Raw genomic sequence first — 17,279 nt, forward strand, 5'->3', positions numbered from 1 at the left:
AGGCGGGCAGACTTGACGATGAGACGTCAGTTACGGACCGCGGAGGCGTCAGGTTCGGCGCGGATACAGCGAACCACCCGCCCCTCTCCCAGCACGATGTCCTGCGCATCCTCCTTGTGGCAGCGGTCAAGCGCGTAATTGCAACGCGGCGCGAATGCGCAGCCCGGCGGCAGCGTCGCAAGATTCGGCGGTTGTCCGCGGATCATTTCGAGCGGCTTGCCGCGCATACCGCCATGAACCGTCGATGCGAGCAGCCCCTCCGTATAAGGATGCTTTCGTGCGCCGAGCACATCGGAGACCGAGCCGGTTTCCACCAGGCGCCCGGCATACATCACCCCCACCTTGTCGGAAATTTCCGCGGCGACCCCGACGTCATGGGTGACGAACACGACGGCCATTCCGAGTTCGGCCTGCAATTGCCGCAACAAAAGCAGAATCTGGATCTGCACGGTCACGTCGAGCGCCGTCGTCGGCTCGTCGGCCAGCAATACGGAGGGCTTGCACGCCAACGCCATCGCGATCATCGCCCGCTGGCGCATGCCGCCGGACATCTCGTGCGGATAATTCTTCAATCGGCGAGCTGCGGACGGAATACAGACCAGATCGAGCAGTTCGAGAGCTCGTTTCGTGGCGCTGCGCTTATCAATGCCCTCCTGAGTGATGAGAATCTCCGCAATCTGGTCGCCGATGGTGAACACCGGATCGAGCGCCGTCATTGGCTCTTGGAAAATCATCGAGATCACCGGTCCGCGAATTGCCGAACGCTCGGCCTTGCTCATCGCGGCAACATCGCGTCCCATCACCGAAACCTTGCCGCTCAGGCGCGCATAATCCGGCATCAAGCCCATCAGCGCGCGCAACGTCACGCTCTTACCGGACCCGGACTCCCCGAGGATCGTCAGGATTTCGCCGCGCGCAAGCGTCAGACTGACGCCGTTGACCGCTTTGACCGTCCGCTCACGCCGCACGAACTCGACCGTGAGATTCTCCAACTGAACCGCCGGAGACTGGGACACCGGCATAGCTGCGGCGGAGGAAAGCTCTGTTTTCAACATGTCATGCTCCAGCGATGGCCTGACTGTGCCCGGAAGCCGGACTAAATATGTGACATGCTACCTGGTGGCGCGGCGGCGAATCCGGCGTCGCTACAAGCGATGGCTCCCTCGACGCGCAGATATCCTCTGCGAACTTACAGCGTGTGCGGAAGCGGCACCCCGACGGCGGGTTGAGCGGGCTCGGCGGATCGCCCGTCAACGGCATCTCACGCGTGCGACAGTTCGGATCGAAACTGGGCTTCGACTTTAGCAAGGCCCGCGTATAGGGATGACGCGCATTGCTGTAGATTTCATCGACCGGCCCGGTCTCCACCACCTTGCCGAGATACATCACCATCACATGATCGCTGATGAACTCGACGACATTCAAGTCGTGACTGATGAACATGTAGGTGAGGTCGAACTTCTCCTTCAATTCGACCAGCAGGTTCAGCACCTGAGCCTCGACGGACTTGTCGAGTGCCGACACCGACTCGTCCAAAATCAACAGCTTCGGCTGCAAAGCCAAGGCGCGCGCGATATTGACGCGCTGACGCTGACCACCCGACAGCTCATGCGGATAGCGCCGCATGTACTGTGACGGATTCAGGCCCACCTCGCGCAGCAGCCGCTCTGTTCGCGCGTCGGCCTCCGCCGGCGGCAGGCCATGCATTTTCGGTGCATACGAGATCGAATCGGCAATCGTCAGCCGAGGATTGAGGGAGGCGAAGCTCTCCTGAAACACCATCTGGACCTGACGACGCAGGGCCGCGACACTGATGCCGCGCACATGCCCGACCGGATCGCCATCGTAGATGAGCGTTCCGGAATCGGGAACGATCAACTGCATGATCAAGCGCGCGGTGGTGGATTTCCCGCAGCCGGACTCGCCGACGACGCCGAGCACCTCCCCTTTCTTGATCTCGAACGAAACATCATCGACCGCTTTCACCTGGGCGGTGACACGATTCAGAATTCCGCCGCGCACCGGAAAATACTTCTTGAGATTCTGCACGATCAGCAGCGGCTGTGCGGCACCGCCGCGGACTTCCTCGGGTGCTGGCGGAAAGTAAGCCTGGAACGACGACATACGGAATTCCTTACTGCTCGTGACGAATATCCATGGCGGTACGGAAGCCATCGCTCATGAGGTTGAAGCACATCGACGTGATGAAGATCATGACGCCTGGTATGGCCGCCACGAGCGGCTGGACGTAGATCGCCTGGCGCAACGCATTCAGCATCAATCCCCATTCGGCTTCCGGCGGCTTCGCACCGAGGCCGAGGAAGGAAAGTCCCGCCGACAGCACGATCGAAACGCTGATCAGGCTCGTCGCGTAAACCAGAATCGTGCCGAGCACGTTCGCGAGAATGTGGTGACGGATGATCTGGGTAGTGGTCGTGCCGCTCGCCTTGGCAGCATCGACGAAGTCCAGCGAACGGACCTGGGCGGTCACACTCTCCGAGATGCGCACCAGGGGCGGAATGAAGACGATCGACAACGCCAGGATGGCATTGGTGAAACCGCTACCGAGAATGCCACAGATGGCGATCGCCAGCAGGATCGACGGAAAGGCGTAAAAGACATCCATTGTCCGCATGATCATTGTGTTGACCCAGCCGCCGGCATATCCCGCGATCACGCCGAGCAAACCGCCGATCAGCAGCGCGATGCCGACGGGCAGCACGCCGGACAGCAACGACAGCCGACCACCGTAAGCGATGCGGCTCCACACGTCGCGCCCCGTCTCGTCGGTTCCGAGCCAATGATTCGGGGTGCCGATCGGCTTGAGACGACGCAGGATGCTGCCTGCATAGGGATCGTGACTGGTCACGAACGGCGCGAAAACCGAGATCGCAACGATCATCAGAAGGATAATCGTCACCGTCATCGTGACCTTGTCACGTTTGAGGCGCCCCCAGACATTCCGCCAGTAGCCGGCATTGGAATTGAGCGGCGGCGCGATTACGACTTCGGTATTGCTGGATGAAACGGCCGGCACGTCAGTCACATCGCCCCCCAATTTATCGACGAATACGCGGATCGATGATCGCCTGCGCGATATCGACCAGCAGGTTGAGAACGACGAAGAAGAATGCCAGCACCAGAATCGTCCCCTGCAGAACGGGGATGTCGCGCCGGAAGATCGCAAGGTTGAGCAGGTTGCCCGAACCGGGCCAGTTGAACACCGTCTCGATCAGGATCGACCCGCCGAGCAGATAGCCGAACTGCAATCCCATCACGGCGAGAACGGGAGGCGCTGCATTCTTGATGATATGCAGCAGAATGCGGCGCGGTCTCAGTCCCTTGGCTTCAAGCGCACCGACGAACTCCTGGCTGCGGATATCGAGCACCGTCGCGCGAACGAGACGGGCGACGACGCCCATCGGTATCAACGATAGAGTTACGACCGGGAGAAGCAGATGGACAAGAAGATCGAAGCCGCCGTCCCCCATGCCCTGCGCTGGTAGCGCGTTGAGCGTCACCGAGAAGATCACCACGAGAATGATCCCGAACCAATAATGTGGAAGGCTGACGCCGGCGATCGCCATCGCCGAAAAGAGTTTATCGAGCCACGTTGCGCTGTTGAAGGCGGCAAGCAGGCCCAGCAAGATTCCCGCCGAGAACCCGAGCACGGCGGCGGGCATCGCAAGCAACATTGTGTTCGAGAGCGCCCGCACGATCTCGCTCGCCACAGGCTGACCGGAAAAGATCGAAACACCGAGATCGCCGCCGAGCGCACGCAAGAGCCAGACGGCATACTGAATATAGAGCGGCTTATCGAAGCCGAGTTCCTGCTTCATCCGGGCGATCACCTCCGGTGATGCTTCCGGCGGCAGCAGCAGATCGATCGGATGCCCCGGCACGAGATGGACGAGGCCGAACACGACAAGCGAGACGCCGAGCAGGATCGGCACAGCTTGAAACAGGCGACGGACTGCAAACAGAAACATCAGCATCCAACTCCGGCATTGTTACGATTGGATACTTGCAAGCGCTGTGCCAGCAGAAACGGCCCGTCAAACGCGTGGCACGATCTCATGGATGCATAAATTGTATCCAACGCGCCGATCCTTCAGCATTTGCATTTTCGATGGCGCACGAATTGCAAGGACTGCCTGCGTTACCAACCGTAACGGAGACAACCATGCACAAAATCAACATTCCGACTTACGTGGACGAACGAAGCCTGCAGCGGCGTGGACGCATCAAGATCTTCGACAGTATCGATCCAAGTCGCACCGCTCATATCATTGTCGATCTGCAGAACGGCTTCATGGCCCCCGGCCAGCCTTCCGAGATCGTCACCGCACGCGAGATCGTTCCCAACGTCAACAGCATCAGTGCTGCGTGTCGGGCAAACGGTGCCCTCAATGTGTTCCTTCAGCACACGATCGATGCAACGGCGCATCAAACGTGGCCAATCTGGTTTGACTACTTCTCGAATGCCGAGCGACGGCAGCGCATGGACGATGCATTCGCGGAAGGCAGCTTCGGACATCAGCTTTGGCCAGGGCTTGAGGTGACTGATGCCGACCTCAAGGTGAAGAAGTCCCGCTTCGGTGCATTTGTCGAGGGATCGTCGAACCTGCATGCGATCCTTCAGGAACGCGGGATCGACACGTTGATCATCACCGGAACCGCAACCAACGTGTGCTGCGAGTCAACCGCGCGAGACGCGATGATGATGAATTACAAGGTCATCTTCGTTGCCGACGGCTGCGCTACGCATACCGATGCCGAACACAACGGTACACTGGGCAACATGCGATCGATCTTCGCCGACGTCCGCACTGCGGCAGAGGTCGTCGGCCTGCTCGACCAGAAGAACGTCACCCAAGCTGCGGAGTGATACCTCCTCTCGACTGAGTAACAGCGGATCATCGATCCGCTGCTTTCTTAAGCAATAGTTGTCAGGCCGCAGCCTTCGATTGCCAATCGGTGGCAATTGCGGGCCTGCGCGAACGCCACGCCGTCGCCGTCTCATGCGCATCAGCAAGCGCCAGCACCACCGCTTCCGTAAACGGCTTGCCGATGATCTGAATCGAAAGCGGCAGTCCGGCCGCATCGAACCCCGCACATGTGGCCATCGCCGGTAATCCCGTGACATTGAACGGCGCGGTGATGCTGGGCTTTTCGTACATCAGCCACTTCGGCACCTCGCCAAGTTTCTGTGCGGGGAACGGCGAGGCCGCCGTCAGCAGCACGTCGACGTCGGCCATGGCACGAGCAACCTCTTCGCAAAGCTCGCGCCGACGCCGTTGCGCATTCAGATAATCCGCTCCGCTGACGAGGCTTCCCAGCATCACCCGGTCACGACAGATTTCGCCATACAGCTCCGGTGTTTTGATCAAGTGCTGCTGATGGATCGAGTAGGCCTCAGCCGACATGATGGTCAGATTGACCGCGGCAAACTCGATCAACGGCGGCAGGACCACATCGTGGATGCTGCAACCAAGATCGCGGAAGACGGCGACCGCGTCCTCGACCGCTCCGCGCACGGACTCAGTGGCCACATGATCCTTCTCGTAAAAATGGCGCACCACGCCGATCTTCAGTCCTTTCACCGGCTGCCCCAGCATGGCTGTGTAATCAGGGATCGCTTCTCGCGCCGATGCTGGATCGGCAGGATCGTGACCCGCCAGCACCTGCAGCATCATCGCGCAGTCGCGCGCCGTCCAGGCCATCGGGCCCGCATGGTCAAGTGACTGCGACAGCGGCAGCACGCCCTTGCGTGACACAAGGCCGTAGGTCGGCTTGATGCCGGAGATGCCGCAAAGTGCCGATGGGCTGCGGATCGATCCGCCCGTGTCGGTTCCCATTGCGCCAAGCACGAGGCCTGCGGCAACGGCAGCAGCCGATCCGGAAGACGACCCGCCGGTTTGATGTTCGGGATTCCAGGGATTGCGCGCGATCGGATGAAAGAGATCGAACGACGGACCGCCGATGGCGAACTCCCAGGTTCCGAGCTTGCCGGTGATGGCAGCTCCCGCCTCCTTCAGCTTGGTGACAGTCGTTGCATCGTCGGCAGGCACACGCGATTGCATCAGACGCGAGTGACCGGTGGTCGCGACGCCGGCCGTATCGTAGATGTCCTTCAGGCCGATCGGAATCCCCTGTAGCGGCGATAGGCGTTTGCCGCTCATGATCGCAGCTTCAGCGCGTTTGGCCGCGTCCAGCGCAGCCTCCGGCGTAAAAGTGATATAACTCGACAGCGTGCCGTCGATCGCTTCCGTCTTGGCGATGCAGGCCTTGGCCAGCTCCACCGGCGATAACGCCTTGGATTCAAAGAGAGCAGATGCCTCGGCAATGGTCAAAAGCGTAGGATCAGAAGTCATCAGCCTATGCCCTCGCCGAGAACACGAGCGCAGGCTCGACCGACACGTCGCGCGGGCCTTGCAGGCGCGCCATCATGGCTTTCATCTTCGGATAGGCAGACCGCAATTCGTCGAATTGCTCGGGGGTTAACGTCAATCCCGTCGTCTCGATGAGAGTTCGAAAGACGTCGGATGGAATCGCTTCGCTCATGGTGAAGGCCCTTGCTTCATTGCGTGATGACGCTGCGGCGCGCCGGAACACACAATGCAAGCAAGGGACCACGATGTATCCATTCAGCGATTGGCAGCTATGGAGCCCTCGCATAAATCGCGGAAATAAGTCGCGATTGCTCATTTTGTATCCATTGGCATGGACCCTGCATCGTCGTTCTCGTGTCGGCTCGCACCGCCAAGCCGGGATCAACGAGGATACAGATCATGCTCAATCGACTGATGGCCCTTTCCGCCGCACTGCTCACCGTGACGGCCGGAATGAGCGTCGCACAGGCACAAGGAACCTTGAGAGTCGCCATGACGTCAGTCGACGTGCCAACCACCGGCGGCATTCCCAACAACGGCGGCGAAGGCGCGCGCTTTCTCGGCTTCACCGCGTACGATGCGCTGGTGAACTGGGAGCTGGCGAAAGACCTCGACGGAATCGCCAATATCCGGCCCGGCCTGGCAACGAAATGGACGATCGACGAGACCGACAAGACCAAATGGATTTTCAAACTACGGCAGGGTGTGAAATTCCACGACGGCAGTCCGCTCACGGTCGAGGCGATCATATTCAATCTCGGGCGCATCTTCGATGAGAAGTCGCCACAGTTCGATGCCCCCGCCTCACCGATCGTCCGTTCGCAGCTCTCGATGCTGGATCGCTGGGAGAAGATCGACGACGAAACGTTCGCCATCTACACCAAGACGCCTTTTGCTTTCTTCCCCTATGTTCTAACCCGCATGTTCATCGTCAGTCCGGCACAATGGGAAAAGGCGGGCCGCAACTGGATCGAGTTTGCCAAACAGCCTTCCGGGACCGGACCGTTCAAGATCGCCAAGGTAACGCCGTCTGTCTCTGCCGAACTGATCCGCAATGCCGACTATTGGGACAAAGAGCGAATTCCAAAGCTCGACAAGATGATCGTCATGCCAATGCCGGAGCCCACCACGCGGCTTGCGGCGCTGCGATCCGGACAGGTCGACTGGATCGAAGTGCCGCCCCCGGATGCCATTCCAAGCCTCAAACAGGCGGGTTTCGAGATCAGTCTCAAGCCCTATCCGCACACATGGCCGTATGAACTCAACACCGAAAGCGAGAAGTCGCCGTTTCGCGACAAGCGCGTGCGCCAAGCGTTGAACTATGCCGTCGACCGGGACGCACTGGTCAAGCTGCTGAACGGAACCGCCAAGCCCGCGGCGGGTCTCTACCCGCCCGACAGCGCCTTCTTCGGCAATCCGCAGAACCGATACACGTATGATCCCGAGAAGGCCAAGGCCCTCCTGGCGGAAGCCGGTTATGGCCCCAAGAACCCGGTCAAGGTCAAGGTGATGGTATCAACAGCGGGCTCCGGACAGATGCTGCCGCTTCCCATGAACGAGCTCATGCAGCAGATGCTGAAGCCGCTCGGCTTCGACCTCGATTTCGAGGTCGTCGAATGGGGCACGATGCTGGTGGCTGCCCGCAGCGCGCCCAACGCGCAAGCGTCACTCGGGGTCGATGCCGTCAACATCAGCCTGAGTTTCACCGACCCCTCCACGCTCTATCGCTACTACCATTCGGAATCCTATACGCCCGCCAACTGGAATTGGGGCCACTGGAAAAACGAGGAAGCCGACAGGCTGATGACTGCGGCCCAGGTGGAATTCGACCCGGAAAAGCAGGTTGAGCTTCTTTCCAAGGCGCACGCGATCGTCGTTGACGAGGCGCCGTGGCTGTTCGTCGTGCACGACCTCAATCCGCGCGCGATGTCGAAGAAGGTCAAGGGCTTCCGACCCGCTCAGAGCTGGTATCAGGACTTCACGACGATCAGCATCGGCAACTGACGGCAACGGATCCGGCCTGATGCCGCACGGCGTCAGGCCACATCGCGGTGGATATCGCGACGCTTGATCTCCAGCTCCCGCCAATGCTCGACGATCCGTCGTCCCGACCGATAAGTGTGCTCCCGCGTCAACGCCTCGGCCCTGACGGCCTGTTTGTTGACGATGGCATGAAAGATTTCGCTATGTTCACTCTGCGATTGGCTCATATCGTTGCCATCGAACCAGCGAAACCGCAGCTCATTGACCAACGGAATATCCTTCGCCTTGCGAAACATCGCCCGCAGATGTGCGTTGTCCGTAGCATCGATCAATGTTGCATGAAATGCTTCATTGATCGCGATCCAGCGGCTGCAAACCTGATCCGACCAACGTCTCCGCGCAACCAGATCGGCGCCGTCGGTAATGAGCTTATGCAAGACGCCGCGACACGCGTCGGACAAGCCCTGCTCGGCAAGGGTTTTCGCAGCCAAGCCATCCAGCACCGCGCGCACGTCATAGATGTCGGAGATATCCCTAGAGGAATAGGTCCGAACCACATAGCCGCTATTGGGCGTGTAATCGAGCAGCCCTTCCGCGCCGAGCGTCGATAGCGCATTGCGGACCGGCGTGCGCGAAACGCCCAATGCGGTTGCAAGATCAACCTCGTTCATCCGCATCCCGCCGGGGTAGTCCCCGTTCAGAACACCCTCGCGAATCTTTGTTGCTATCTCGATCGCGCGCGTAGCCATCACCCGCTCCCTTTCGCCTCCGGTGGCGCTTCTTCAAGTCGGGCGATTGATCTCGCCTCTTCTCGGCCTCAAATCCCAGTTTTGCGGCGACTGTGTCGGTCCGCGATACATAATGTCAACGCATCAATCCCTGCCGCTTCTGTTCATTTTCTAGGCAGAATTGGAGCGGGCACGCGCTGATCGCACCAAGATGCCAGTGGCGACGATCACCACGCATGCTCCCGCCAGAACGGCGACTGTCGGCACGTCGCCGAACCAGACATAGCCGATCAGCACCGCCCATAGCATATTGGTGTAGCTGACAGGCGCGACTGTCGCCGCCGATGCGTGGTACAGCGCCTGCACCATCACCAGCTGCAGCAGGCCTGATGCCAATCCCATCGCAAGCAGCCCTGCGAACTGGAGGAGCGATGGCGTCGCCCAGAAAACGAACAGACTTGGAAACAACGCGAGCGAAGACAGCACCATGAACGTGGTGGTGATCACGAGCGGCGTATCATGCATCGTCAACCGCCGCTGCAGCATCATCGATGTCGCACTGCAGATCATGCCACAAGCCGCAATCAGCACGCTAACGCTCATGCCGATGCCGGCCGGTCCGATCATGATCTGCACCCCGACCAGACCCAAAAGCACCGCAACCCAGCCCGCGCGGCCGATCCGCTCGCCGAGGAAAACGGTTGATGCCAGCGCGATGACGATCGGCTGTGTGAAACCGATCGCCATGACGTCGGCCAGGGGCATGCGATGAAATGCGGTGAAGGTCAGCAGAATTCCGCTGGTCATGACCGCGCTTTGCAAGAGCTGTAGCGGCAGTGAACACCGCGTCATCCCGCGGAACTCTCCAGAGCAGAACAGAATAAGCAGCAGCGGCAGCGCGCCGCCGGCATTCCGGAAGAAGACGATCTGATTGATCGGAAATGTCTCAGCCTGCGCCTTTACTACTCCATTCAGAACCGAGAACAGAGCCAGTCCGAGGAACATCAGCAGCAGGCCGCGATACGGATTTCGAGCCTTCGCTCCAGGCTCGCCTGCCATTCCAGACTCGGTGAGGCCGCTCCCCTGTCTGGCCGGTCGATCCAGCATCACACGGTCAGTTCAACTGCCGTCGCGGTGATAATACAGCGCATATGCGTTGCTCCTGTTGCGGGCAAACACAATGCATCCGGCATGCCAGGCAACCTCAGCAACGCGCGGCGATCTCGTTTCGCTGCGAAATAATCCATAAAGCCGAACGCGGACTGCTTTGCGGCAGAAGCGGCGGCGATGCCTGCGAGACTTGAGCGCTCGCGGATCGAAGCCTTGGAGGAAATTTGTGCAAACTGGTCTGTTGGCTGCATCCCGAAGATGCATCCAATCCAACCTCCTCCTAGAGAACATTCTTTTCATCCATGGAGCGTCGAAAGTCGCGATACGGCAGGACGTTCGCGGACTCCTCTGCCTATTATTTGTGAGGACGCATTGATTGCTCGATCTCGATATTTGGATACAATTCATCCGCTCGCCGCGATTGAGGAGTGCAGATCGATGCCTGAGATTCCAGCCGAAGACGCCCTCGAGACGGAGTTCGACGCACTTGCAGCGCGCGCCGGTCTCGCCGTTCCAGACAGCCGGCGAGCGGCCATGCTTCAGAGCTTCAAGGATCTCAAGCGCATGACCGCGCTGATGCGGCAACCGCGCACGGCCGCCAACGAGCCTGCCGGCAGCTATAGCCTGCTCAGCATCACGAGGAGCCTGTGATATGACGAAGGCCCTGCACGACTATTCGATTGCGGAAGCAGGAGCATTGCTGCGCAACGGAACGCTGACATCGACGGCGCTGACGAAACATGCGCTCGAGCGCATCAAGGCTATCGACCCGACGATCAACAGCTTCATCACCGTCACGGCGGAAAGTGCACTCACCGAGGCCGCGGCTGCCGACGATGCCTTCGCCAAAGGCATCGACAAAGGGCCCATGCAGGGGATCCCTCACGCCCTGAAAGACATCTACGGCACCGCTGGCATCCGTACGACCTGTCATTCGAAATTGCTTCTCGACAATGTGCCGACCGAGGACTCCGTCGTTGCCGCAAAGTTCAAGGCTCAGGGAGCCGTTCTGCTCGGCAAGCTGGCGACGCACGAGTTTGCGATCGGCGGACCATCGTTCGATCTGCCGTTCCCGCCGGCACGCAATCCCTGGAATCCTGACCACATTCCTGGCGGATCATCGTCCGGCTCGGGCGCGGCGGTGGCAGCCGGCCTGGTGCGGATGGCGATGGGCTCCGACACCGGCGGATCGATCCGGGGACCCGCGGGATACTGCGGAACGATCGGGCTGAAGCCGACCTATGGACTGGTTTCGCGACGCGGCGTCTTTCCGCTGTCCTACACACTGGACCATTGCGGTCCGCTGTCGTGGACCGTGGAGGACAGCGCGATCGCGATGGAAGTCATCGCCGGCTTCGATCCCCTCGACCCTTGCAGCGCTGACGTTCCTGTGCCGGATTTCCGGGGCAAGCTCGACAAGGGGGTCGCGGGCCTGCGCCTTGGTCTCCCGCGTCACTGGTTCGCACAAGCCGATGGCGTTTCGGCCGAAACCGTTCGCGCCATCGACGATGCGGCACAGACCCTTGCCAAGCTTGGCGCCACGGTCGAGGAAATCGAGCTGCCGGATTATGAGCTCTATAATGCATGCGGCCGCATCATCATGCTGTCCGAAGCCTTTGCCATTCACGAGAAGGACTATCAGACGCGGCCGTTTGACTATGGCGAACACACCTATCTGCGGATGACGATGGGCGCATTCGTGACCGCAGCGGATCTGACCCAGGCGATGCGCCTGCGCCGCGAGCTCTCGCTCGCCGTCAACGCCAAGCTCAAGCAGTACGACGCGCTCATCACAGCCTCAACCCTGACGCCAGCGGTCCCATTCGCTGAGGTCGACCCGCACGGCCCCCCGAATTTCCCGATCCAAACGATGCCGTTCGATGTCACCGGCAATCCGGCGATGTCGATCCCGACCGGCTTCTCCAGCAGTGGCCTACCGCTCTCGATGCAGATCGTCGGCCGCGCGTTTGACGAACCGACGGTTCTGGGCATTGGCGCGGCCTTCGAGGCAGCGACGGCACTCAACCTGCGGCGGCCAGCATCCACCGTCGCTCAAGCCGCCTGAGACATAAACAGCCCGACCAACCGGGTCATCGACAGAGCCGATGCGCGTGGTGATCACGCGCACTCAGCCGGTCGCGCCGGTACAACCCACAGAAGGAAGCCATGGCCTGCCATCATCTGCATGCGAGTCCGGAAACTTGCCACTGGGGCTTCTTCGACGCCGCGTTGAAGCCAGCCCTCGTGATAGCCAGCGGCGATCAGGTGACGATCGATACGATCAGCGGAACACCGGAGGTCCTGCCCCCGGCTTCGGCCTTTCATGTGCCGCCCGAGCTGAAACACGTCCATGCGAAGAACGAGCGCATGGTGCCAGGACATATCCTGACCGGGCCGATTGCAGTCGAAGGGGCGGAGCCGGGTGACATCCTCGAAGTCGAGATCCTGGACATCAGCCTGCGTCAAGATTGGGGCTACAACCTGATCAAGCCGCTGATGGGCACGCTGCCAGAGGACTTTCCCGAACCGCGGCTGATCAACATTCCGTTGGACAAGACCCGGATGATCGCCACGCTGCCTTGGGGGCTAAAGCTACCGCTCGCTCCGTTCTTCGGTGTCATGGGAACGGCGCCGCCACCGGCCTGGGGCCGCATCAGCTCGATCGTGCCACGAGCGATGGGCGGTAATCTCGACAACAAGGAATTGGTGCCAGGGGCCAAACTCTATCTGCCGGTTTTCGTCGCCGGAGGCCTGTTCTCCTGCGGCGATGGGCATGCCGTTCAAGGCGACGGCGAGGTCTGCATCACCGCGATCGAAACTGCCTTGCAAGGGAGCTTCGTCTTCCGGCTGCGGAAGGATCTTCGTTTCACCTATCCGCGCGCAGAGACCCCGACCCATTACATGACAATGGGCATGGACCCGGATCTCGATCAGTGCGTGGTCAAAGCCCTTCGTGACATGATCGTCCTGCTGGGCGAAAAGGGCAATCTGGCGCGGGACGACGCCTATACGCTATGCAGCTTGGCTGCCGATTTGCGCATCACCCAGACCGTCAATGGATCTAAAGGCGTCCACTGTATGATCGCCAAATCCGCCGTGCATGGGGCAACGCACTGAGACACATCCATTGCGGAGCACAAACAATCCCGCCGATTAATCGGCGCTCGGCAGTCGCCTCATGGTGAATTCGATCCGGTCGCCCGGCAGCTCGCGCCAGGCTTCCACCACCGTTCCATAGGCTGCCTTCGGATAGCGCTTCAGCATAGCCTCGGCTTGCTTGCGCGCATCCGCACGCTTCAATGTGAATGTCTGACGCAGGTAGCCGTCCGCGCCCCGCGCCATCCGCGCGGCGATATCCTTGGGCGTCTTTGGCGCGTTATGCGGCATCACACGACTTGAGTTTCTGACGCTCGCGATCGGCCAGTCGCTCCATTTCGAGCGCAAGTCTCTTGTTTTGCAATCTGACCGCAGGATCGGTGGCCAATTCGGCAACGATCTTGATCTCTGCTGCCTTCGTTTCCAGCTCGGCGATGTAGGCGCGTGGATCGTCTGTCATGGTTATGCTCCACTTTCCCGGTTGGAGCGACCTCGGCCAAAATTTGAGGCCGACCGTAGTTTCCGCGCATTTCCACGCGTGGGCAAACATTAAATTGTCGCGCCCTGCGGGAACACTATCGCAAGCGGCCTCTTTCCGCCCAAGCACAATCTGTTGCACTCACGTCGGGAGAACAGCGCCATCCTAGCCGACCCGTTCTCCCGAGACATCTCGAATTCTCGTAAATCTCAACCTTGTGCTTCGAGCGCCGGATAGTCGTTATACCCGGTTGCATCGCTGGTATAGATCGTCTCGCTGTTCAATGGGTTGAGCGGAGCATTGCGGCGGAAACGCTCGACCAGATCGGGGTTGGCGATGTACAGCCGGCCGAACGATGCAGCATCAGCCTGACCGCTTTCGATCAGCCGCTCGGCGGTTTCCTTGGTCAGGCCCTCGTTGGCAATGAACGCGCCTTTGAACTTCTCACGAACCAAGGGAGCCAGCCGCGGCCGATCACCCTCGAGCGCTTCGCGGCCGAAAATGAACGCGAGCTGGCGTTCGTTCAACTGCTCGGCCACATAACCGAACAAGGCTGTCGGATCGGAATCCTGCATCGAATGCGAGCTGGACATCAGATTCAAATGTATGCCGATGCGGTCCGCCGGCCAGACGGTCAGCAGCGCTTCGACCGCCTCAAGCAGGAAACGCGCACGATTGGCGATCGGTCCGCCGTAACGATCGGTCCTCTTGTTCGATCCATCGTGCAGGAATTGATCGAACAAATAGCCGTTGGCGGCATGAAGCTCGACGCCATCGAAGCCGGCGCGCTTGGCATTCTCAGCGGCCTTGCGGAACGCTGCGACGATCGTCGGGATTTCTTCCGTCTCCAAAGCACGCGGCACTTCGTACGACTTCTTCGGACGGATCACGCTCACATGGCCCTCGGGCGCGATCGCGCTTGGAGCGACCGGAAGCTGGCCATCGAGATAGATCGGATCGGAAATGCGACCCACGTGCCAGAGCTGTGACACGATCCGACCTCCTGCGCGATGCACGGCGGCGGTAATCTGCGTCCACCGCTGCACCTGCAGCTCCGACCATAGTCCCGGCGTATTGGGATAGCCGACCCCATGCGGCGTCACCGAGGTCGCTTCGGTCAGGATGAGTCCAGCGCTGGCGCGCTGAACGTAATGCTCGAGATTGAGCGGCCCGGGTGCGCGCTCTTCGAAGGCTCGCATGCGCGTCAGCGGCGCCATGACGATCCGATTCGGTAATTCCAACGCGCCGATTCTGACGGGATCAAACAAGGTGGGCATCAACGAGCATCCTTTCGATTTCAGTTTTGTTTTGGGATGAATTTCGAGCGGCGCGGCGCGGCGCGTGTGAACCTTCCGTAGCGATGCGATCTAGGATCGAGGAGAAGACGCACAAGTGACCCCGCATCGAAAGCGTGTCAACTCCAAGTGAGCACACGGAAATGCGGAAGAAAAATACCAGACAGCGTTACTCTTGCAGCATCCCATGCCACGAGGCTGCCCAATGAAAGCATGCCCTGACGTAACTGCCTGCACGCCTCGTCCAACCTGCCCCAGCGTTTGGCCCGCCTTGTCATGAACGTTCACTTCGGATAAATGATTATTGATCAGTGATCGGTGATCACTTAGGAAGTGGGAGGGAGGATACGGTCATGAGCGCACCGGCGGCGACACGATCCACGATGCAGGCTGTGGTCGTCGATACGCGCACGCGGCAACGCCTGGTCATCAAGGAAGTGCCACGACCGGAGCCGAAACCGACGGAAATGCTGGTTAAGGTCCATGCCGTTTCGCTCAACCGCGGTGAAATCCGCACCGCGCTCGAGCAAGCCACCGATGGATGGCGGCCTGGATGGGATGTTGCCGGGATCGTCGAGAGAGCAGCAGCCGCCACGTCTGGACCGCCGGTCGGATCACGGGTGGTCTGTTCGAGCGGATCAGCTGGTTGGGCGGAGTACGTCGCGATTGCGCCGGCCGCGGCGGCGCTGATTCCGGACGCCGTATCGTTCGAGCAGGCGGCTGCGCTGCCGGTCGCGGGCCTGACCGCACGGCGGGGATTGCAGTTGGGTACCCCACTCCAGGGAACGAAGGTTCTTGTCAGCGGCGCATCTGGTGGTGTCGGCACCTTCGCCCTGCAGTTAGCGCGTTTACAAGAAGCTCAGGTCGTTGCCGCGCTTCGCACCAACGCTCACGCGGAGCTGGCGCATCAGCTCGGCGCTGACGAAGTAGGGGTCGGCGACGATCTCGCCGGAGCCCAGCCCTACGCCCCCTACGATCTCATCCTCGAGTCGGTCGGCGGTCCCTCGCTGGCGTCCGCTCTCGGCATGCTGGCTCCCGGCGGGATCTGCGTTCTCCTTGGCGCATCGGCGGGCTCGCAGACGAGTTTTGACGCGGCCAAGTTTCGTGTCGGCGGGACGTCGCTCTACGGGCTCGTCATGGGCTATGAATTCCAGCGCGAGCCACCCGGAATTGGGCTTACGGAGCTTGTCGCGCTCGTGGCCACAGGAAAACTGCACCCGCATATTTCTGTGACAGGTCGCCTGAGCGAGGTCGCCGATGTCGCTGAAAGACTAATGCAACGTGGCTTCGCTGGGAAAGCCGTGCTGACCGTCTAACGATCGGATCGTGGTAATTGCGACCCGCATAGCAGCTAGCCGCGATGAAATTCGAAGAAGTCCCGATCTTGCCTTAGCTCGTGAGTTGATCCCTTTCGGAAGGGCGGCTACCCGGCTTTCCGAATCGTCTTGCCACTGGCCCCCGGAGCCAATAATCCCGCGATCAGCGTCTCGGTCGTTGCCGCGATCAGCGTCTTCCGGTCCGCCCATGGAAAGTCAGGCCATGCGATCAGCTTCGCGGTCAAGCCATGCGGCATCGCAAGGACGATCTGCGAGGCGACCTTCAACGACATCCGCCTAAACACGCCTCTCTTGATCAGCCGCTCGACCAGACGTGATTGCCACATCACCACCTGCACGCCGCGGCTCTGCTGCTCGAACGGCCGCTGGATATCCTTGCCGTGCAACAAGGATCGGCGGGTCATATAGATGATCTGGTACTCGTCGGGATGATCGAGGCCCGCCTCGATGTCGGATCGGATGATCGCGCGCAACCGATCCAAGTCATCGTCATACGTCTCGTCGATCTCGCGATAGCGCTGCAGCGTTGCCTCATACGTCTTCTGGCAAAGTGCATCCAAGATCTCGTCCTTGCTCTTGAAATAAACGTAGAGACCGGCCTGAGACAGGCCGACACGCTCCGCCAAGCGACGCGTCGTAACGGCATGATAGCCCTCGTGCAGGAACATATCCTTCGCGGCTGCAAGGATTTCATCCGGCCGTTCGTATCCGAGTCCCCGTGCCTTTCGTGTCCGCGCCGGCGCGGTCTGGCTTCGCCCCTTGCCTGCCATTGCCTCTCCTCTGCTGCCAGCCAAATTGCGCGGCCGCCCTGCCTGCGTCAACTGGAAGCGGGGTCTCGCGTCTCCGCTCACGAAATCACC

19 protein-coding genes are annotated in these 17,279 nt (G+C 60.4%); 6 read left to right on the forward strand and 13 right to left on the reverse strand.

The genetic code is table 11. The features are described from left to right. Nucleotides 1-26 precede the first annotated feature (26 nt). From X566_RS02955 to X566_RS02970, 4 genes are read right to left on the reverse strand one after another with little or no spacing between them, the layout of a single operon-like run. Entirely contained in the window at nt 27-1,055 is a 1,029-nt protein-coding gene (locus X566_RS02955; RefSeq protein WP_244434665.1) for an ABC transporter ATP-binding protein, read from the reverse strand. Nucleotide 1,056: 1 nt separating this feature from the next. Continuing rightward, nucleotides 1,057-2,124 carry an ABC transporter ATP-binding protein gene (locus X566_RS02960; RefSeq protein ID WP_034463296.1) on the reverse strand — a complete coding sequence of 356 codons (1,068 nt, stop codon included), beginning with the start codon at nt 2,122-2,124 and terminating at the stop codon, nt 1,057-1,059. A gap of 10 nt (nt 2,125-2,134) precedes the next feature. After that, complete coding sequence (locus X566_RS02965; protein WP_034467698.1) at nt 2,135-3,037, reverse strand: ABC transporter permease; 903 nt, start codon at nt 3,035-3,037, stop codon at nt 2,135-2,137. Between the two features lie 22 nt (nt 3,038-3,059). After that, nucleotides 3,060-3,989: an ABC transporter permease gene (locus X566_RS02970; protein WP_034467700.1), complete on the reverse strand. Its 930-nt coding sequence runs from the start codon at nt 3,987-3,989 to the stop codon at nt 3,060-3,062. 194 nt (nt 3,990-4,183) lie between these two features. Between X566_RS02970 and X566_RS02975 the strand changes: the two genes are divergently transcribed. Continuing rightward, nucleotides 4,184-4,888, forward strand: coding sequence for a cysteine hydrolase family protein (locus X566_RS02975; protein WP_034463297.1), 705 nt, complete (start codon nt 4,184-4,186; stop codon nt 4,886-4,888). Nucleotides 4,889-4,949: 61 nt separating this feature from the next. Here the strand turns inward: X566_RS02975 and X566_RS02980 are convergent, their stop codons facing one another. Together X566_RS02980 and X566_RS02985 are read right to left on the reverse strand one after the other, a co-directional pair. Then, nucleotides 4,950-6,374, reverse strand: coding sequence for an amidase (locus tag X566_RS02980; RefSeq protein WP_034463298.1), 1,425 nt, complete (start codon nt 6,372-6,374; stop codon nt 4,950-4,952). 4 nt (nt 6,375-6,378) lie between these two features. Continuing rightward, complete coding sequence (locus tag X566_RS02985; RefSeq protein WP_034463299.1) at nt 6,379-6,564, reverse strand: hypothetical protein; 186 nt, start codon at nt 6,562-6,564, stop codon at nt 6,379-6,381. 227 nt (nt 6,565-6,791) lie between these two features. Between X566_RS02985 and X566_RS02990 the strand changes: the two genes are divergently transcribed. After that, nucleotides 6,792-8,396, forward strand: a complete 1,605-nt coding sequence (locus X566_RS02990; RefSeq protein WP_034463300.1) for an ABC transporter substrate-binding protein — start codon at nt 6,792-6,794, stop codon at nt 8,394-8,396. Between the two features lie 32 nt (nt 8,397-8,428). Here the strand turns inward: X566_RS02990 and X566_RS02995 are convergent, their stop codons facing one another. The 3 genes from X566_RS02995 to X566_RS24240 form a co-directional block, all read right to left on the reverse strand. Further along, complete coding sequence (locus X566_RS02995) at nt 8,429-9,124, reverse strand: GntR family transcriptional regulator (RefSeq protein ID WP_081740028.1); 696 nt, start codon at nt 9,122-9,124, stop codon at nt 8,429-8,431. Nucleotides 9,125-9,274: 150 nt separating this feature from the next. Beyond that, nucleotides 9,275-10,162: a DMT family transporter gene (locus tag X566_RS03000; protein ID WP_034463303.1), complete on the reverse strand. Its 888-nt coding sequence runs from the start codon at nt 10,160-10,162 to the stop codon at nt 9,275-9,277. Between the two features lie 47 nt (nt 10,163-10,209). After that, a complete protein-coding gene (locus X566_RS24240) occupies nt 10,210-10,464 on the reverse strand; it encodes a hypothetical protein (protein ID WP_081740030.1) in 255 nt (84 codons plus the stop codon). A gap of 187 nt (nt 10,465-10,651) precedes the next feature. On the opposite strand from X566_RS24240, the gene X566_RS03005 reads away from it, so the two are divergent. The 3 genes from X566_RS03005 (at nt 10,652) to X566_RS03015 (ending at nt 13,330) form a co-directional block, all read left to right on the forward strand. Further along, on the forward strand, nt 10,652-10,864 hold the full coding sequence (locus X566_RS03005; RefSeq protein WP_034463306.1) for a hypothetical protein: 213 nt from the start codon (nt 10,652-10,654) through the stop codon (nt 10,862-10,864). Nucleotide 10,865: 1 nt separating this feature from the next. Then, the gene (locus X566_RS03010) at nt 10,866-12,278 is read left to right on the forward strand and encodes an amidase (RefSeq protein WP_051443836.1); all 1,413 of its coding nucleotides are present in this window, start codon (nt 10,866-10,868) and stop codon (nt 12,276-12,278) included. A 101-nt stretch (nt 12,279-12,379) separates the two neighbouring features. Further along, nucleotides 12,380-13,330, forward strand: a complete 951-nt coding sequence (locus tag X566_RS03015) for an acetamidase/formamidase family protein (RefSeq protein WP_034463311.1) — start codon at nt 12,380-12,382, stop codon at nt 13,328-13,330. 36 nt (nt 13,331-13,366) lie between these two features. On the opposite strand, the gene X566_RS03020 is transcribed toward X566_RS03015, so the two are convergent. The 3 genes from X566_RS03020 to X566_RS03030 all read right to left on the reverse strand — a co-directional run bounded on the left by X566_RS03020 (nt 13,367) and on the right by X566_RS03030 (nt 15,064). Continuing rightward, nucleotides 13,367-13,555 carry a hypothetical protein gene (locus tag X566_RS03020; protein WP_409337804.1) on the reverse strand — a complete coding sequence of 63 codons (189 nt, stop codon included), beginning with the start codon at nt 13,553-13,555 and terminating at the stop codon, nt 13,367-13,369. Between the two features lie 34 nt (nt 13,556-13,589). After that, on the reverse strand, nt 13,590-13,769 hold the full coding sequence (locus X566_RS03025) for a hypothetical protein (RefSeq protein ID WP_034463315.1): 180 nt from the start codon (nt 13,767-13,769) through the stop codon (nt 13,590-13,592). A 227-nt stretch (nt 13,770-13,996) separates the two neighbouring features. Then, nucleotides 13,997-15,064 carry an alkene reductase gene (locus X566_RS03030; RefSeq protein ID WP_034463318.1) on the reverse strand — a complete coding sequence of 356 codons (1,068 nt, stop codon included), beginning with the start codon at nt 15,062-15,064 and terminating at the stop codon, nt 13,997-13,999. A gap of 371 nt (nt 15,065-15,435) precedes the next feature. Here X566_RS03030 and X566_RS03035 point away from each other — a divergent pair, with 371 nt between their 5' ends. Then, nucleotides 15,436-16,398: a zinc-binding dehydrogenase gene (locus X566_RS03035; RefSeq protein ID WP_034463320.1), complete on the forward strand. Its 963-nt coding sequence runs from the start codon at nt 15,436-15,438 to the stop codon at nt 16,396-16,398. A gap of 107 nt (nt 16,399-16,505) precedes the next feature. Here the strand turns inward: X566_RS03035 and X566_RS25420 are convergent, their stop codons facing one another. Further along, entirely contained in the window at nt 16,506-17,189 is a 684-nt protein-coding gene (locus X566_RS25420) for a TetR/AcrR family transcriptional regulator (protein ID WP_034463322.1), read from the reverse strand. Nucleotides 17,190-17,279 lie beyond the last annotated feature (90 nt).

The organism is Afipia sp. P52-10 (genome assembly GCF_000516555.1).
Lineage (GTDB): Bacteria > Pseudomonadota > Alphaproteobacteria > Rhizobiales > Xanthobacteraceae > P52-10.

What these genes read in the sequence shown, in the direction of transcription:
- X566_RS02955 (WP_244434665.1), bottom strand. Translation starts at nt 1,055, where the DNA reads ATGTTGAAAACAGAGCTTTCCTCCGCCGCAGCTATGCCGGTGTCCCAG.
- X566_RS02960 (WP_034463296.1), bottom strand. Translation starts at nt 2,124, where the DNA reads ATGTCGTCGTTCCAGGCTTACTTTCCGCCAGCACCCGAGGAAGTCCGC.
- X566_RS02970 (WP_034467700.1), bottom strand. Translation starts at nt 3,989, where the DNA reads ATGTTTCTGTTTGCAGTCCGTCGCCTGTTTCAAGCTGTGCCGATCCTG.
- X566_RS02975 (WP_034463297.1), top strand. Translation starts at nt 4,184, where the DNA reads ATGCACAAAATCAACATTCCGACTTACGTGGACGAACGAAGCCTGCAG.
- X566_RS02980 (WP_034463298.1), bottom strand. Translation starts at nt 6,374, where the DNA reads ATGACTTCTGATCCTACGCTTTTGACCATTGCCGAGGCATCTGCTCTC.
- X566_RS02985 (WP_034463299.1), bottom strand. Translation starts at nt 6,564, where the DNA reads ATGAGCGAAGCGATTCCATCCGACGTCTTTCGAACTCTCATCGAGACG.
- X566_RS02990 (WP_034463300.1), top strand. Translation starts at nt 6,792, where the DNA reads ATGCTCAATCGACTGATGGCCCTTTCCGCCGCACTGCTCACCGTGACG.
- X566_RS02995 (WP_081740028.1), bottom strand. Translation starts at nt 9,124, where the DNA reads ATGGCTACGCGCGCGATCGAGATAGCAACAAAGATTCGCGAGGGTGTT.
- X566_RS03000 (WP_034463303.1), bottom strand. Translation starts at nt 10,162, where the DNA reads ATGGCAGGCGAGCCTGGAGCGAAGGCTCGAAATCCGTATCGCGGCCTG.
- X566_RS24240 (WP_081740030.1), bottom strand. Translation starts at nt 10,464, where the DNA reads ATGCAGCCAACAGACCAGTTTGCACAAATTTCCTCCAAGGCTTCGATC.
- X566_RS03005 (WP_034463306.1), top strand. Translation starts at nt 10,652, where the DNA reads ATGCCTGAGATTCCAGCCGAAGACGCCCTCGAGACGGAGTTCGACGCA.
- X566_RS03010 (WP_051443836.1), top strand. Translation starts at nt 10,866, where the DNA reads ATGACGAAGGCCCTGCACGACTATTCGATTGCGGAAGCAGGAGCATTG.
- X566_RS03015 (WP_034463311.1), top strand. Translation starts at nt 12,380, where the DNA reads ATGGCCTGCCATCATCTGCATGCGAGTCCGGAAACTTGCCACTGGGGC.
- X566_RS03020 (WP_409337804.1), bottom strand. Translation starts at nt 13,555, where the DNA reads ATGGCGCGGGGCGCGGACGGCTACCTGCGTCAGACATTCACATTGAAG.
- X566_RS03025 (WP_034463315.1), bottom strand. Translation starts at nt 13,769, where the DNA reads ATGACAGACGATCCACGCGCCTACATCGCCGAGCTGGAAACGAAGGCA.
- X566_RS03030 (WP_034463318.1), bottom strand. Translation starts at nt 15,064, where the DNA reads ATGCCCACCTTGTTTGATCCCGTCAGAATCGGCGCGTTGGAATTACCG.
- X566_RS03035 (WP_034463320.1), top strand. Translation starts at nt 15,436, where the DNA reads ATGAGCGCACCGGCGGCGACACGATCCACGATGCAGGCTGTGGTCGTC.
- X566_RS25420 (WP_034463322.1), bottom strand. Translation starts at nt 17,189, where the DNA reads ATGGCAGGCAAGGGGCGAAGCCAGACCGCGCCGGCGCGGACACGAAAG.